Source organism: Variovorax gracilis (assembly GCF_030317115.1).
GTDB lineage: Bacteria > Pseudomonadota > Gammaproteobacteria > Burkholderiales > Burkholderiaceae_C > Variovorax > Variovorax gracilis.
In genome coordinates, this window is record NZ_JASZYF010000001.1 from 312,012 (window position 1) to 327,194 (window position 15,183).

At 67.3% G+C, this 15,183-nt stretch carries 14 protein-coding genes; 10 read left to right on the forward strand and 4 right to left on the reverse strand.

Going from position 1 to position 15,183, the window contains the following annotated elements; all coding sequences use genetic code 11:
• Positions 1 to 10 precede the first annotated feature (10 nt).
• Positions 11 to 799, reverse strand: a complete 789-nt coding sequence (locus QTH97_RS01485) for an IclR family transcriptional regulator (protein ID WP_286566210.1) — start codon at positions 797 to 799, stop codon at positions 11 to 13.
• Between the two features lie 90 nt (positions 800 to 889).
• Between QTH97_RS01485 and QTH97_RS01490 the strand changes: the two genes are divergently transcribed.
• From QTH97_RS01490 to QTH97_RS01510, 5 genes are read left to right on the forward strand one after another with little or no spacing between them, the layout of a single operon-like run.
• Positions 890 to 1,756: an SDR family oxidoreductase gene (locus QTH97_RS01490; RefSeq protein WP_286566211.1), complete on the forward strand. Its 867-nt coding sequence runs from the start codon at positions 890 to 892 to the stop codon at positions 1,754 to 1,756.
• 35 nt (positions 1,757 to 1,791) lie between these two features.
• Complete coding sequence (locus QTH97_RS01495) at positions 1,792 to 3,123, forward strand: flavin-containing monooxygenase (RefSeq protein WP_286566213.1); 1,332 nt, start codon at positions 1,792 to 1,794, stop codon at positions 3,121 to 3,123.
• Between the two features lie 27 nt (positions 3,124 to 3,150).
• On the forward strand, positions 3,151 to 4,077 hold the full coding sequence (locus QTH97_RS01500) for a bile acid:sodium symporter family protein (protein ID WP_286566214.1): 927 nt from the start codon (positions 3,151 to 3,153) through the stop codon (positions 4,075 to 4,077).
• A gap of 3 nt (positions 4,078 to 4,080) precedes the next feature.
• Positions 4,081 to 5,085: an SDR family oxidoreductase gene (locus QTH97_RS01505; RefSeq protein ID WP_286566215.1), complete on the forward strand. Its 1,005-nt coding sequence runs from the start codon at positions 4,081 to 4,083 to the stop codon at positions 5,083 to 5,085.
• A complete protein-coding gene (locus QTH97_RS01510; protein WP_286566216.1) occupies positions 5,082 to 6,011 on the forward strand; it encodes an EamA family transporter in 930 nt (309 codons plus the stop codon). Before QTH97_RS01505 ends, QTH97_RS01510 begins: the two co-directional genes overlap by 4 nt.
• A gap of 15 nt (positions 6,012 to 6,026) precedes the next feature.
• Here the strand turns inward: QTH97_RS01510 and QTH97_RS01515 are convergent, their stop codons facing one another.
• Positions 6,027 to 6,929 (reverse strand): SDR family oxidoreductase, encoded by a 903-nt coding sequence (locus tag QTH97_RS01515; RefSeq protein WP_286566217.1) that lies wholly within the window; start codon positions 6,927 to 6,929, stop codon positions 6,027 to 6,029.
• A 107-nt stretch (positions 6,930 to 7,036) separates the two neighbouring features.
• Here QTH97_RS01515 and QTH97_RS01520 point away from each other — a divergent pair, with 107 nt between their 5' ends.
• The 5 genes from QTH97_RS01520 (at position 7,037) to QTH97_RS01540 (ending at position 12,387) form a co-directional block, all read left to right on the forward strand.
• On the forward strand, positions 7,037 to 7,924 hold the full coding sequence (locus tag QTH97_RS01520; RefSeq protein WP_286566218.1) for a CoA transferase: 888 nt from the start codon (positions 7,037 to 7,039) through the stop codon (positions 7,922 to 7,924).
• A gap of 179 nt (positions 7,925 to 8,103) precedes the next feature.
• A complete protein-coding gene (locus tag QTH97_RS01525; RefSeq protein WP_286566219.1) occupies positions 8,104 to 8,721 on the forward strand; it encodes a lipid-binding SYLF domain-containing protein in 618 nt (205 codons plus the stop codon).
• A gap of 10 nt (positions 8,722 to 8,731) precedes the next feature.
• Entirely contained in the window at positions 8,732 to 10,606 is a 1,875-nt protein-coding gene (locus QTH97_RS01530; RefSeq protein WP_286566220.1) for an ABC transporter ATP-binding protein, read from the forward strand.
• Positions 10,607 to 10,613: 7 nt separating this feature from the next.
• A complete protein-coding gene (locus tag QTH97_RS01535; RefSeq protein WP_286566221.1) occupies positions 10,614 to 11,630 on the forward strand; it encodes a phospholipase D-like domain-containing protein in 1,017 nt (338 codons plus the stop codon).
• Positions 11,631 to 11,658: 28 nt separating this feature from the next.
• A complete protein-coding gene (locus QTH97_RS01540) occupies positions 11,659 to 12,387 on the forward strand; it encodes a hypothetical protein (protein WP_286566222.1) in 729 nt (242 codons plus the stop codon).
• A 40-nt stretch (positions 12,388 to 12,427) separates the two neighbouring features.
• On the opposite strand, the gene QTH97_RS01545 is transcribed toward QTH97_RS01540, so the two are convergent.
• Positions 12,428 to 13,753: an NAD(P)/FAD-dependent oxidoreductase gene (locus QTH97_RS01545; protein WP_286566223.1), complete on the reverse strand. Its 1,326-nt coding sequence runs from the start codon at positions 13,751 to 13,753 to the stop codon at positions 12,428 to 12,430.
• 77 nt (positions 13,754 to 13,830) lie between these two features.
• Positions 13,831 to 15,078: a cation:proton antiporter gene (locus tag QTH97_RS01550; RefSeq protein WP_286566224.1), complete on the reverse strand. Its 1,248-nt coding sequence runs from the start codon at positions 15,076 to 15,078 to the stop codon at positions 13,831 to 13,833.
• Positions 15,079 to 15,183 lie beyond the last annotated feature (105 nt).

A 15,183-nucleotide genomic window follows, 5' to 3' on the forward strand; every position in this document is an offset into this window, starting at 1 on the left:
GTCGCCTGGATCAGCGCATCGCCCGGGCGATGCCCTGCGCGGCGGTGCGCAGCTTGTCGAGTTGCTGCAACGCATCGGGCAAGGGCATGCGCACCGCAGGCGCCTGCAGTGCGACCGCGCAGCGCACCGGGCCGTGCGGCTCGTCGCGAACCGGGACCGCGACACACACGAGGCCTTCGATGAATTCCTCGGCGTCGACCGAATAGCCCTCGTGCTGGATGCGCTCGATCTCGGCCTCCAGTGCTTCCCGTGAGCACAGCGTGTGGTGCGTGTGGCGCTCGTAGCGGATGCCGTCGAGCAGCAGCTCGCGCTGGGCACGCGGCAGATGCGCCAGGAACAGCTTGCCGCTGGCCGAGCAATGCAGCGGCACGCGCGAGCCGGGTCCCAATTCCAGCCGCAGCGGAAACGCCGTCTCGACCCGGTCGAGGTAAATGACCTCGGCACCCGACAGCGCCGTGAGATTGCAGGTTTCGCCCACGTCCGCGACCAGTTGGCGCAGCACGGCATGGCGCACGCCAGTCGCGGTGCTTCCGCGCAGCACCGTTTCCGCGAACTGCATGAGCCGCGGCGTGGTCGCGTAGCGACGTCCGTCCCCGCCGCGCGCCAAAAGACCGCCGGCCTCCAGTTGCTGGAGCATCCGGTGCACCGATGGCTTGGGCTGGCCGCTGGTCCGCACGATCTCGACGAGCGTCTGAGGCTCGGGCGCAGCGACCACGTGCTCCAGCAAATGGAAGAGGCGCAGGCCGGGCGTCAAGGCCGAATCGGCGTCTTCCTGCAGTCCTGGAGTGGGATAATCCATAGGAAATCTCTGAAATCGAGACTAATAAGAGAATATTTTCGAGATTTTGCCGCGATTTCGCTAAGCTGCACACCCCAAACAAACGATTCCATGACTTTTCGTCTCGACAACCTCGTCATCACCGGCGCCTGCGGCGGCCTGGGCCGCGCCTTGGCGGCAGAGGCGCTGGCGCGCGGTGCGAAGGTTGCGCTGGTCGGGCTGGACACTGCGGCGCTCGACGCCCTGGCCACGTCGGCACCGGGGCGCACGGCGATCTACACGCCGGACGTGAGCGACGCGCCCGCGATGCAATCGATGGCGCAGGACTGGATGTCGCGCTTCGGCGTGCCCGACGCGGTGATCGCCAACGCGGGCGTGGCAGGCGGATTCGACACGGCCGAAGCCGCGGACCTGGCGGTGTTCCGCCGCATCCTCGAAATCAACCTGCTGGGCGTTGCCGCCACCTTCCAGCCCTTCGTCGCATCGATGTGCGTTCGCGGCCAGGGAACGCTCGCCGGCATCGCCAGTCTGGCCGGCCGGCGCGGATTGCCCGGCAATGGCGCCTACTGCGCGAGCAAGGGCGGCCTGATTCGCTATCTCGAAAGCCTGCGCGCCGAACTGCGCCCGAGCGGTGTGCACGTCTGCACCGTCAGTCCGGGCTACCTGCGAACGCCGCTGACGGCGGGCAACCGTTTCGCCATGCCCGGACTGATGGCGCCGGAAGACGCTGCCATCGCCATCCTTCATGCGCTCGCCCGAGGCCGCGAGCAACTCGTGCTGCCGCGCCGCCTCGGCTGGCTGTCGAATGTGCTCGGCCTGCTGCCGGCCGCGTGGCATGACGCCCTGCTGCTTCGGCAACCGCGCAAGCCGCGCGCCGGCGAACCGGGCGCCACGCCCATCCCCGGGCTGCCGGCGACGGAGGCCACCGGCCCCGGCCCCGACGCCCCCGCCCCCATCCCCGAAGCCGCCACGCGCTGAGCGGCGGTTCCCCCTGTGAGTCGGAGTTTCCTTTCGTGAGCCAACCTGTGCCTGCCCCCGTGCCTACCCATCAGCAGATCGCCCTGATCGGCGCCGGCCCCTCGGGGCTTGCCGGCGCCCGCAACCTCCAGAAGCTCGGCATCCCGTTCCAGGGCTTCGAGGCGTACGAAGACGTCGGAGGGTTGTGGAACATCGGCAATCCGCGCAGCACGGTGTACCAGTCGGCCCACCTGATCTCGTCCAAGCGGACGACGGAGTTCGCCGAGTTTCCGATGGCCGACGACGTGGCCGACTACCCGAGCCACGCCGAGTTGCGCCGCTATTTCAGCGACTTCGCGGATCATTTCGATCTGCGCCGGCACTTCCGCTTCGGCACGAAGGTGCTTCGCGTGGAGCCTGTGACGGAAACCGCTTCGACCCTGTGGCGGGTAAGCGTCGACGCCGGCGGCGGCCGCATCGAGACGGCCGACTACAAAGGCGTGGTCATCGCCAATGGCACCCTGTCCGAACCGAGCATGCCGCGTTTCGAGGGCCACTTCAACGGCGAGCTGCTGCACACCTCCGCCTACAAGCATGCGAACCTGTTCCAGGACAAGCGCGTGCTCGTGGTGGGCGCCGGCAACAGCGGCTGCGACATTGCGGTCGATGCCGTGCACTACGCGAAGAGCGTCGATCTCTCGGTGCGCCGCGGCTACTACTTCGTGCCCAAGTACATCTTCGGCAAGCCGGCCGACACGCTGGGCGGCAAGCGGCCGCTGCCGGCCTGGATCAAGCAGCGGCTCGACGCCAAGGTGCTGCAGTGGTTCACCGGCGACCCGGTGCGCTTCGGCTTCCCCAAGCCGGACTACCGCATGTACGAATCACACCCCGTCGTGAATTCGCTGGTGCTGCACCACATCGGCCATGGCGACATCGGGGTGCGCGCCGACATCGCGCGGCTCGACGGCGACACGGTGCACTTCAAGGACGGTTCCTCTCGCGACTACGACCTCATCCTGTGCGCGACGGGCTACAAGCTGCACTACCCCTTCATCGACCGTACCTGGCTCAACTGGCAGGGCATGGCACCGAAGCTCTACCTGAACATCTTCGCGCCGGGCTTCGACAACCTCGCGGTGCTCGGCATGATCGAGGCGAGCGGCATCGGCTGGCAGGGACGCTACGAGCAGGCGGAGCTGGTGGCGCGCTACTTCAAGGCCCAGTCCCAAGGTCGACCGCAGGCCGCCGCGCTCAAGGAAGCCAAGGCCGGGCCCACGCCCGATCTCTCCGGCGGCTACAAGTACCTGAAGCTGGAGCGCATGGCCTACTACGTCAACAAGGACAGCTACCGCCGCGCCATTCGTGACGCATCCGCCGCGCTCGCCTGAACAACGCAGCCACCGAGAAAACGTCTCATGCTCCCGCTTCCCGTCGACGAGGTGCGCCTCAATTTCAATCCGGCCTCGCTGGTCCTGCTCAATGCGGTGCTCGGTTTCCTGATGTTCGGCATCGCGCTGGACACGCGGGTCGAGGATTTCAAGCGCGTGATGCGAATGCCTTTGGCCATGGCGGTCGGCATTGCCGCGCAGTTCATCGTGCTGCCTGCCGTCACCTTCGGGCTCACGCTGGCGCTGCAGCCGGCGCCGAGCATTGCGCTGGGAATGATCCTCGTCGCGTGCTGCCCGCCGGGCAATGTGTCGAACATCCTCACGCACCGTGCGGGGGGCAATGTCGCGCTGTCGGTGTCGATGACGGCGATCTCGAACCTGATTTCGATCGTCGTGATGCCGCTCAACTTCGCCTTCTGGGGCGGCATTCATCCGACGGCGGCGCCGTTGCTCAAGACGATCGCGCTCAATCCGGGCGAGATGGTGATGCACATCGTCGCGATCATCGGCGCGCCCTTCGTCATCGGGCTGGCCTTCTCGCACTACCTGCCGACGCTCACGAGCCGCATCAAGAAGCCGGCGCGCATCCTGAGCTTCGTCTGCCTGATCGGATTCATCCTGGCCGCGATCGCCGGCAACTGGCGCTACTTCCTCGACTACGTGGGACTCGTGCTGCTCGCCGTGGTGCTGCACGACGCCCTGGCCTTTGCCACCGGCTATGCCTGCGCGACGGCCACCGGCCTGGCGGAGTACGACAGGCGCGCGGTCAGCTTCGAGGTCGGCGTCCGCAACGCGGGGCTCGGGCTGGTGCTGATCTTCAGTTTCTTCGGCGGCCTCGGCGGCATGGCGGTCGTCGCCGGCGTCTGGGGCTTCTGGGACATCGTCGCGGGCCTCGGGCTCGCCGCATGGTGGGCGCGTCGCCCGCTTTCTTCAACGGCTGCCCGATCGGCCTGAATCATGGATGTTTTCCTGCCCTTGGCGGCACGCCGGGTGCTCGTCACCGGCGCCGACGGTTTTCTCGGCCGCACGGTGGTGGCCGCTCTGGGCCAGTTGCCCGATCTCGATTGCGTAGTCGCGTTGGACGTCCGTGACGTGCCCGCCACCCGCCGCGTCCCCGGGGTGACCTATGCCGTGCAGGACGTGCGCGCGCCGGAACTGCGCGCCACGCTGGCCGAGCACGCCATCGACTCGGTCGTGCACCTCGCCTCCATCGTGACGCCGGGGCCGGGCAGCACGCGCGACTTCGAATATTCGGTCGACGTCCTCGGCACGCGCAACGTGCTGGAGGCCTGCGTGGCGCAAGGCGTGCAGCACATCGTGGTGTCGTCGAGCGGCGCGGCCTACGGCTACCACGCCGACAACCCGCCTTGGATCGACGAGAACGATGCCTTGCGCGGCAACCAGGCCTTTGCCTACGCACATCACAAGCGGCTCGTCGAGGAGATGCTCACGGACTACCGCGCTTCGCATCCCGCGCTGCGCCAGACGGTGCTGCGCATCGGCACCATTCTGGGCACCAACGTCCACAACCAGATCACCGCGCTCTTCGACAAGCCGCGCATCCTGGCGATCCGCGGAAGCGACAGCCCCTTCGTCTTCATCTGGGACGAGGACGTGACGGGATGCGTCGTGCACGCGATCACCACCGGCCGCGAAGGCTGCTTCAACGTTGCCGGCGATGGCGCTTTGACGCTCTCGCAGATCGCCGCGATCCTTCGCAAGCCGATGCTGGTACTGCCGGCATCGCTCCTGAGGCTGGCGCTCGCGATCGGTTCGCGCCTGGGTGTCAGCCGCTACGGGCCCGAGCAGCTCGACTTCCTTCGCTACCGGCCGGTGCTGTCCAACGCCCGCCTGAAGTCGGAGTTCGGCTACGTGCCGCGCAAGACCAGCCTCGAAGCCTTCCTCGCCTTCAAGGCGGCGCGCTGCGGCCGTGTTTCGCGACCCGGCCAGGTTTCCGCATGACAGCGCCGACCAGCCTCAGCCGAGCCGACTTCGGCCGCGCCATGGGCGTGGTGCTGATCTGGGGCCTGAACTTCGTCGTGATGAAGCTGGGCCTGCGCGACTTGAGCCCCATGCTGCTCGGCGCCCTGCGCTTCGCTGCGGCCGCCTTGCCGTTGATCCTCTTCGTGCGCCGGCCGGCGCTGCCCTGGCGCTTTCTCGCGGCCTACGGGCTCGCACAGGGGCTGGGGCAATTCGGCCTGCTCTTCCTTGGATTGCAGTTGGGCATGACGGCTGGCATGGCCTCGGTCGTGATGCAGACCCAGGCCTTCTTCACCCTGCTGCTGGCGGCGCCGCTTCTGGGCGAGCGGGCGCGCCCGAGCCAATGGCTCGGCCTCTCCGTGGCGCTCGCAGGACTGGTCGTGATCGCCATGGCGCACGGCGACGGGCCGGGGCAGATGACGCTGATCGGCTTCGTACTCACGCTGTCGGCCGCCTTCATGTGGGCCTCGTCCAACATCGTGGTGCGCTTCGCGGTGCGTACCGCGCCGGGGTACGACCCCTTCGGGTTCATCGTGTGGAGCAGCCTCTTTCCGATCCTGCCCTTCGCCCTGCTTGCCCTGGCGCTGGACGGCCCCGCAACGGTGATGCATCAACTCGCCGGGCTGGATCTGGGGGCCGTGCTGGCCGTGCTCTTCCTCGCGTGGTTCGCCACGCTGCTTGCCTACACGCTGTGGACTCGCCTGCTGCAGCGGCATCCCGCGGGTCGCGTCGTGCCCTTCTCGCTGCTCGTGCCGGTCGTCGGGCTGGCCGCGGCGGCCGTGTGCTTCGGCGAGCGGCCGAGCCCGGCGCAGTGGCTCGGCACCGCGGCGGTGCTGCTCGGGCTGGTGATCAACCAGGGCCTGGCGACGCGCGCGCTGACGTGGATGCGGGCGCCGCAGCGCGCCTGAGGCCTTCGCGAGGCGCTAGCGCTGCGCCTTGTCCTTCTGGTTCTGTGCCTCGATGCGTTCGCGCGCGGCCAGCCAGTCCGCGTCGCTCCACTGTCGCAACTCGTAGAAGTTGCCGCCGGTCGCGAGCGCGCTGCCGCCGTCCATCATGATGCTCTGGCCCGTGAGCCAGTCGCACTGGCCGCGCGCCATCAGGAAGGCCGCGAGGTTCTGCAACTCGCTCATCATTCCGGTGCGCGCCATCGGGTTCAACGCCTTGCTGCGCGCGCCGGGCTCCTCGCCGGGGTTCAGGCGCTTGCTCATGCCTTCGGTCGGAATCTCGCCGGGACCGACAGCGTTGAGCCGGATGCCATAGCGCGCCCACTCGACCGCGAGCGACTTGGTCATCACCTCGATGCCCGCCTTGCTCATGGCGGAAGGCACCACGTACGGACTGCCGTTGTCGACCCAGGTCACGATGATGCTCATCACGCTCCGATACGGGTCACCGGCCTTCCACTTGCCCTCCTTGGCCTCGGCCACCCAGCGCTTGCCGACCGCCTGCGTGACGTAGAAGCTGCCGTGGAAGACGATGTTCGCCACCGCATCGAAGGCTCGCGGCGACAAGGCCTCGGTGGGTGAGACGAAGTTGCCCGCCGCGTTGTTGATGAGCCCCGTCAGCCCGCCCGACTGCCAGAGGCTTTCGACCATTTCGTCTACCGCCTGCGCATTGCGGATATCGACACCGAAGGTGTCGATGCGTCGCCCGGGAAACTGCTTGCGCCATTCGGCTGCGGTGTCGTCGCAGACACTTTGCCGGCGCCCGCAGATCGCGACGTCGGCGCCCAGGCCGAGGAAGCGCTCGGACATCGCGCGGCCGAGGCCGGTGCCGCCGCCCGTCACGAGGATGCGCTGGCCGGCCATGAGATCGGTTTGGAACATGAGGGGTCTCCTTGTCTTCGGTGTGGAACAGGCTCTGCAGGCCGCATCGTAGAGCGCCGGGCGCAAGCCGGTAAGCTCCCGATGTGACACCGACAAGGATCCGCCCCATGCCGAACTCCGCCCCTTCCGCTTCCGCCGCCTCCTTCGAGCCGCTGGCCGGCGTGCGCGTGCTCAGCCTCGCGCTCAACCTGCCCGGACCTGCCGCGCTGATGCGCTGCCGGGCCATGGGGGCCGCGTGCACCAAGCTCGAGCCGCCCACGGGCGACCCGATGAGCCACTACAACCCCACCGCCTACGGCGCGCTGCACGAGGGCGTGAAGGTCGAGGTCGCCGACCTCAAGACCGAGGCCGGGCAGCAGCATCTGCATCGCCTGCTCCAGGAAACCGAGGTCCTGCTGACCTCCTTCCGCCCGTCGGCACTCGCCAAGCTGGGGCTGGACCGGGACGCGCTGCAGGCACGCCATCCGAAGCTGTCGCAGGTCGCGATCGTCGGCGCGCCGGGCGAGCGCGCCGAGGAGCCAGGCCACGACCTCACCTACCTTGCCGAAAGCGGCCTGGTTCCCGGGACCGCGCTGCCGCCCACGCTGTATGCCGACATGGGCGGCGCGCTGCTCGCGAGCGAGGCGGTGCTGAAAGCGGCGCTGCATTCGGCCAAGGCCGACACCTGCGGCATCTACCTCGAGGTGGCGCTCAATGCCGCCGCCGACTGGCTGGCGCTGCCGAGAACCTGGGGCCTGACGACGCCCACGGGCGCGGTCGGCGGCGCCCACGCCGGCTACCGCGTCTACCCATGTGTCGATGGCCGAGTCGCCGTCGCCGCCCTGGAGCCTCACTTCGCGACTCGCCTGTGCGAAGCGGCCGGATTTGCGTCGGCAAGCATGTTCGCGTCCGGCACGCACGAGGCAATCGCCCGCTGGATCGGCACGCGCACACGCGCCCAGCTCGACGCCATGGCGCGCGAGCGCGATGTGCCCCTGCTCACCCTCGAAGCCTGACGAACGGGCAAGCGCACGGCCAAGGTCGGTGGCCGTTTGCACGCCTTGCGTGCGAACACCCGACCACCTACGCGGTTCCCCGTACGCGCCTCAGTGGCAGCACCTAGTGGCGCTGGGACTCGCCTTGATTGTGGCAATCCCGGGCGATTCCTACGATGATTCGACACTCAGGAGTTGCCATGAAACGCGTTGCGTGCCTTGCCCTCGTTCTTTCCTGCCTCGTCGCGGCCTGTGCGACGGGGCCCAAGGGAGGCGCGACGGGAGACGGCAACTCGATCATGCCGACGCTGACCCCGGCGCAGGCCGCCTCGAAGAAGGCGAGCATCCTCGCCATGCGCGACCGGACGCTCGCCCAGCTGTACGCGCAGAAGCCCGAGGCACGGGAAGAAGTCCGCCTGGCTGCCGGCTACGCGGTCTTCGATTCGACCCAGTACAACGTGGTGATGCTGGTCGAGTCGAACGGCACGGGCGTGCTGTTCGAGAACGGCAACGCGACGCCGACGTACATGATCGAGGCCAGGGCCGGCACCGGGCCGGGCGTCGGCTACAAGGATTTCCGCCAGGTGATCATCTTCAAGAGCAAGGACGTCCTGGACCAGTTCCGCAGGGCGGGCGCTGACGTCTCGGCCTCCGCCGACGCCACGATGAAGGTCAGGCCCGGCGGTTCGTCCGTGTCGCTCGCCACGTCCTTCGATCCATTCATCACGACCTATAACTTCACCGACGCAGGAATGCTGCTCCAGGCCAACTGGGGCGGGTCTGCTTTCCTGCCCTACGCGCAACTCAACCAGCCGTAAGGAGACTGTCTTGAAGGCACAGCCACCCCTGGCGTCCGCGACACGCGTGCCCCCCCGCGCCGCCAAGGAGCAGCGCGCCGACATGATGCGCCTCGTCATGAGCCTGGTCAGGCCCTATTCCGGCTGGCTCGTGATCGTCTTCGTCGCGATGATGGTGGAGATCCTGATGAGCCTCGCGGCACCCTGGCCGCTGAAACTGGTGCTCGACGACGCGCTCGGCACCCACCATCTGCCGCGCTGGCTGGAATGGGCGCACAACCTCGGCATCGGCCGCCACACGCTCGGCGTGGCACTGTTCGCGGGTATCGCCACCGTCATGATCGCGGTGATCGGCGGCATCGCGACCTACATCGACAACTACTACACCGCCAGCATCGGCCAATGGGTGGCGAACGACCTGCGCATTCGCATCTACGAGCACCTGCATCGGCTGTCACTCGCGTTCTACGACGGCGCCAAGACCGGCACCCTGATGTCGACCATCACGAGCGACGTGGCGACAGTGCAGAACTTCGCGTCGTCATCGACGCTCGGCATCATCGTGGACGTTGTCACGATCGTCTTCATGCTCGGGCTGATGGTCTGGCTGGACTGGGACTTCACGCTGATCGCGGTCGCCGTCATGCCCTTCCTCCTGATCTTCATCTTCCGCTTCAAGCAGGTGGTCAAGGAGGTTACCCGCGATGTACGGGCGCGGCAAAGCGAGATCGTAGCCGTCGTGCAGGAAGGCCTGGGCCAGGTGCGCGCCGTGAAGGCCTTCGGCCGCCAGGACCTCGAGGTGTCGCACATGGAAGCCGCGAGCCATGCAAGCACCGAGGCCGCCTTGCGGGCGCGGCGGGTCAAGTCCCTGCTGTCGCCTGTCGTCGCGGTCGTCGTCGCGCTGTGCACCGGCATCGTCCTCTGGAAGGGCACTGCCCTCATCGTCTCCGGCGCGATGACTGCCGGCGCCTTGACGGTGTACCTCGCCTACCTCAGCAAGTTCTTCAAGCCGGTGAAGGATCTCGCCGGCATGGCAAGCACCATCGCTCAGACCACCGTGGCGCTGGAGCGCATCCAGAAGATCCTGGGCGCCGACGAGATCATCCGCGACCGCCCGGACGCGATCGACCCCGGACGTGCCAAGGGAGAGATCACCTTCGAGCACGTGGCCTTCGGCTACGGCCACGAGCCTCCGGTCCTGCGCGACGTGAGCTTCACCATCCGGCCCGGCCAGGTCGTCGGCATCGTCGGGCCGACCGGCAGCGGCAAGTCGACCGTGGTGAGCCTGATGCCGCGCTTCTACGACCCCACCGGGGGCCGCGTCCTGCTCGATGGAACGGACATCAGCCGATGCAAGCTGGCAGCGGTGCGTTCGCAGATCGGATTCGTGCTGCAGGAGACCGTCCTGTTCCGGGGCAGCATCGGCGAGAACATCGCCTACGGGAAGCCGGGGGCAAGCCAGGAGGAAATCGTCGCTGCGGCCCGGCTCGCGAACGCCGACGAATTCATCAGCCGCATGCCTCACGGGTACGACTCGCAGGTCGGCGAACGCGGCGACACGCTCTCGGGCGGCCAGAGGCAGCGCATCGGCATCGCGCGCGCCATCATTCGCAACAGCCCGATCATGATCCTCGATGAGCCGACCGCGGCGCTCGACACCGAATCCGAACGCCTCGTGATCGAGGGCCTGGAGCGGCTGATGCAGGGGCGCACTGTCATCATGATCGCCCACCGCCTCAGCACCCTGCGCAATGCGGACAAGATCATCGTGCTGAAGGACGGCATCGTCGTCGAGGAAGGCACGAACGACGAGTTGGTCGCACTCGGCGGCGTGTATGCCGATCTGCACAGGATCCAGTACGAAACCCAGCCGGCCGCCGTGGCCGAATCTTCCGAATCTGCGTGAGGCCGCCATGTCGCACCACCTGATCGTCCTGCCCGACGACACCGCCCAGCCCATCCTCGACGCGATCAACGGGGCGAAGAGCGCGTTGAACATCCGGATGTTCCTTTTCACCGATGAAGCGCTGCTCAAGGCCGTCATTGCCGCGAAGCAGCGCGGCGTGAAGGTGCGCGTGATGCTGAATCCGGCACGCCGGAGCGGCGAGAGCGAGAACGAGGAATCGCGCAAGACGCTGGAGGCCGCCGGCGTGGAGGTGCGCGACAGCAATCCGAAGTTCGACCTCACCCACCAGAAGTCCATGGTCGTCGATGGCCAGATAGGGTTCGTCGAGTCGCTGAACTGGGAGCCGAAGGATCTCACCGAGACCCGTGACTACGCCATCGTCACCACGCACAAGCTCGAAACCCAGCAGATGGTCGATTGCTTCGATGCCGACTGGGAGCACGAGGACTTCAGTCCGCATCCCGAGTCGCGCCTGCTCTGGTGCCCGGACAACGGCCGTCCCCGCATGGCCGCCTTCATCGATGCGGCCAAGCACTCGCTGTGGGTGCAGAACGAGCGCTACCAGGACACGGTGATCATCGAACGACTGGTGCGCGCGGCCAGTCGTGGCGTAAAGATCCACATCCTCGCGAAGCCGCCCCATTCGCTCAAGGCGGAGAAACTCATCGAGGGCGTCGGCGGCCTGCGCATCCTGCAGGACGTCGGTGCCAAGGTGCACACGATGAAGCACCTGAAGCTGCACGCCAAGATGATGCTGGCGGATGGCAAGCACGCGATCGTAGGGTCGATCAACCTGGCGCCGGGCAGCTTCGACGGCCGACGCGAACTCGCGATCGAAACCGACCATGCCGCGACGATCAAGCGCCTGGAGAAGATCGCGCGCTCGGACTGGGAGCTGTCGCACCGGCTCGACCTGAGCGACGAGGGGCTGCTGAAGGACCTCCAGAAGCGCGAGCTCAGTCCGGACAAGCTGGTGCTCGACGGCAGCGCGCCTGCAGGCAAGAAGCACAAGGACAAGGGTTAGGGAAGGCTCTGGCCGGGGAATCCCCCTGATGCCGAACGCAACCTTTACCAGGGCGTTGGCAAGGAAGCTGCTGGCCGCGGCGGCATGCGTGTCGCTTTCGTCGACGGTGCTGGCGCGCAGCGCCGCGGAATACGCGATTCGCTGGGACCCCGCCGAAAGCGGGCCCCGGAGCATCGCGGAGGTCCAGGCCGCGTTGAAGCTGCCGGGAGCGGGCAAGCAGAAGCGGTTCGAGGTCCGCTATTTCGTCGTCACGCCGCCTCCCGGGACACCTCAGGACGCCAGCGTCATCGCCCGCGAACGCTCGACCGGCGGGAAGACCGAGTCGATGTACAAGCTGCGCAGCCCCACCCCGCTCGCCGCCACCGGGCCCCAAGCGCAGTGGCAATGCCCCTTCGCGCGCAAGACCCGACCCAAGAGCAAGGACGAAGTGGATATCGGCTGGACTGCCGAGGGGGTGCCGAGGAAGAACTATTCGCTCAGTTGCGATGCCGATGGCTTCCTCAAGGCGCTTCTCCCTGCGCGCTTCGAGGCCAGGCCGGTCGGCTGCGCCAACGACGTCCTGCGCCAGGAAGTCGACCACATCACCATCGAACGCTGGCACCTCCCAGGGGACAGGATGGCCTTCGAAGTGTCCTGGAAGGCGAGCGACTCGGACGCCGACCTTGAGCAGTTCACCAGGCGGGTCGTTCGCCCGCTCCGGGAGGCGGGTGCGAAGGCCCTCCAGGAAAGCAAGACCGGCCTGGGCAGCCACTGCTAGCCATCCTGCGCCAGGACGACAACCGACAGCCCGTGCCGCTTCAATCCGCTCGCTGGATCGTCTCCCCCTTCAAGGGGCCCATGTCGCGGATGTTGAAGCGGTGCCGCTTCCAGCCTGCGAACGTGCGGCGCCAGTTCAGCAGCGACACGAAGTAGTACACCACCTTGAACATGAAGAGCGAGCGCCGATAGGCCGGCCCGTGGTGGATGTCCGCCGCCAGCAGCGACATCAGGCCCTGCTTGACGTTGAAGGCGTTGTTCGGATGCATGAACATGTCGCGGATCGTCGGGTTGGTCACCCGGTAGATGAACCACGAGTAGTCGCGCGGGCCCACCCGCATGCGCTGCTCGAGCGCGACGCGTGCGGGTGCGAGTTCGTCCGGACGGTCGAGGGCGGTGGCCACCAGCTTCGCGCCGTCGAAGGCGCTCTGCATCGCCAGGAACACGCCGGAGGAGAACATCGGGTCGATGAAGGTGTAGGCGTCGCCCACCATGAGGTAGCGCTCGCCGGTGGCGTGCGTGCTGGAATACGAGAAGTTGCCCGTGGCGTGAACCATGTCGTCGACCAGCGTGGCGTCCTTCAGCCGGTCCTTCAGCTCCGGGCACAGCGCGATGGTGTCGTAGAAGTACTCCTTCAGCGGCTTGTCGCGCGCCTTGAGGTAGTAGGCCCAGCAGACCGCGCCGACGCTGGTCGTCCCGTCGGCCAGCGGGATGAACCAGAACCAGCCGTGCTCGAACCAGCAGATGCTGATGTTGCCCTCGCGCCGGCCCTCCAGCCGACGCGCATTGCGGAAGTGGCCGAACAGCGCGGTGCTGTTGTGGTCGGGGTTCTTCTGCTTGCACCTGAACTTGTTGGCCAGCAAGGTGTCGCGCCCGCTGGCGTCGACCACGAAGCGCGCGCGCCATTCGCGCACCGCGCCGTCATCGAGCTGCGCGCGAACGTTGGCCCCTTCGGCATCGAAATCCACTTGCCGAACCTTTGCGCCTTCCAGCGTCAGTGCGCCCTTTTCCTCCGCGTTGCGGAACAGCAGCATGTCCAGTTCGGAGCGGCGCACCTGCCAGGCGGAATCCTTCGATGGATCCCAGCCTTCGGAAAAGTCCACGTAGCTGCAGTAGTCGAGGTCCGGCGGCACGAACTCGATGCCGAACTTCGGCATCCCGATCTTCGCGACCTGCTCGCGCACGCCCAGCTTCTCGAACAGTTCGACATTGCCGGGCAGCAGCGACTCGCCGATATGGAAGCGTGGGTGATGGTCCTTTTCGAGCAGCACGACCCTGCGGCCTTCCTGCGCGAGCAATGTCGCGATCGTGGAGCCGGCCGGCCCGCCGCCGATCACCAGAACATCGCACTCCTGCCTTTTGTCCATGAAGGAACTCTCTTTCGAATCGAAGGGGCGGCGCGAATGTCGCCGCCGTTGAAGGATGCCCCGGACGAGCCGGGGATCTAGGTACGCTTGACCCGGTCGACGGGTTCGGGATTCTGCCGGCCGATCAGCGACAGCAGAGGTCCGGTCGCGGCCGTCGTGACCAGCGCCATCACCAGAAGCATTGTGAACAGCTCGGCGCCGATCAGTCCGGCGTCAAGGCCGACCTTGATGACGATGAGCTCCATGAGCCCGCGCGAATTCATGAGCGCGCCGGTCGCCAGGCTTTCACGCCATCCGTAGCCGCACACGCGCGCGCCGGCTGCGCCGCCGATGATCTTGCCCGCGCACGCCACCAGCAGGATCAGGCCGAGCGCGCCCAGTCCCGCATTGGCGAACGCACCGGACGAAGTGCCCAGGCCTGCCAGCGCGAAGAAGATCGGCATCAGCACGACGATCGACAGCGGCTCGATCCGGTCTTCGAGCGCGCGCAGCAGGCGGTCGTCGCGCGGCAGCGCGATGCCAAACAGGAAAGCGCCGAACACCGCATGCAGGTGCAGCCATTCGGTAAGCATCGCGCAGACGAACAGGCCGACGAGCAGCGCGGCCAGCACCATCGGCGAAGGCACGCCGTCGGGCGCATGCCGGCGAAGGTGCCTGGCCAGCAGCGGCTTCACGATCAGGAAAACCACAGACACCAGCACCACCAGCCCCAGTGCGATGCGCACGAAGCCATGCAGGCCGGCGCCGGCGCTCGCCAACGCGACGACCAGTGCCAGCAGCACCCATGCCAGGGCGTCCACCACACCCGCGGCGCCCAAGGACAACTGGCCGACACGCGTGCGGGTCATGTGGCGGTCCTTCAGGATGCGCGCCAGGACCGGAAAGGCCGTGATCGACAACGCCACGCCCAGGAACAGCGCGAACGGCCAGAAGGCCACGCCCTGCGGTGCGAGCGACGGATGCAGCACCGGCGCGATCGCCACCCCCAGCGCCATCGGCAGCACCATGCTCGATAGCCCGACCCAGCCCGCGGCCCTGAGCTGGGTGCCCATGCCGCTGGGCGCGCGAAGCTCGGCGCCGACGATGAACATGAACAGCACCACGCCCATCGTCGCCAGCGAGGACAGGCCCGGCAGCGACGCCGGCGGGAAGAGCTGGGCGTGCCACTGCGGGAACAGTGCGCCGAGCACCACCGGCCCGAGCAGGATGCCGGCGGCCATCTCGCCGATCACCATCGGTTGACCGACCGCGCGCAGCGCAAGGCCACAGACGCGCGCGGTAACGAGGATGACGGTGAGTTGCAGGAAAAGAAGGGTCAGGGACATTGCCGGTACGTCGCGGAACCATCGCGCGAACACCAAAAGCTTCGGGAATTTCGCCAGAGCGTATCAGTTTGCACCAGTGGGCAGCCCGCGCATCCCGGGGCCGCG

What these genes read in the sequence shown, in the direction of transcription:
- QTH97_RS01485 (WP_286566210.1), bottom strand. Translation starts at nt 799, where the DNA reads ATGGATTATCCCACTCCAGGACTGCAGGAAGACGCCGATTCGGCCTTG.
- QTH97_RS01490 (WP_286566211.1), top strand. Translation starts at nt 890, where the DNA reads ATGACTTTTCGTCTCGACAACCTCGTCATCACCGGCGCCTGCGGCGGC.
- QTH97_RS01500 (WP_286566214.1), top strand. Translation starts at nt 3,151, where the DNA reads ATGCTCCCGCTTCCCGTCGACGAGGTGCGCCTCAATTTCAATCCGGCC.
- QTH97_RS01505 (WP_286566215.1), top strand. Translation starts at nt 4,081, where the DNA reads ATGGATGTTTTCCTGCCCTTGGCGGCACGCCGGGTGCTCGTCACCGGC.
- QTH97_RS01510 (WP_286566216.1), top strand. Translation starts at nt 5,082, where the DNA reads ATGACAGCGCCGACCAGCCTCAGCCGAGCCGACTTCGGCCGCGCCATG.
- QTH97_RS01515 (WP_286566217.1), bottom strand. Translation starts at nt 6,929, where the DNA reads ATGTTCCAAACCGATCTCATGGCCGGCCAGCGCATCCTCGTGACGGGC.
- QTH97_RS01520 (WP_286566218.1), top strand. Translation starts at nt 7,037, where the DNA reads ATGCCGAACTCCGCCCCTTCCGCTTCCGCCGCCTCCTTCGAGCCGCTG.
- QTH97_RS01525 (WP_286566219.1), top strand. Translation starts at nt 8,104, where the DNA reads ATGAAACGCGTTGCGTGCCTTGCCCTCGTTCTTTCCTGCCTCGTCGCG.
- QTH97_RS01535 (WP_286566221.1), top strand. Translation starts at nt 10,614, where the DNA reads ATGTCGCACCACCTGATCGTCCTGCCCGACGACACCGCCCAGCCCATC.
- QTH97_RS01540 (WP_286566222.1), top strand. Translation starts at nt 11,659, where the DNA reads ATGCCGAACGCAACCTTTACCAGGGCGTTGGCAAGGAAGCTGCTGGCC.
- QTH97_RS01545 (WP_286566223.1), bottom strand. Translation starts at nt 13,753, where the DNA reads ATGGACAAAAGGCAGGAGTGCGATGTTCTGGTGATCGGCGGCGGGCCG.
- QTH97_RS01550 (WP_286566224.1), bottom strand. Translation starts at nt 15,078, where the DNA reads ATGTCCCTGACCCTTCTTTTCCTGCAACTCACCGTCATCCTCGTTACC.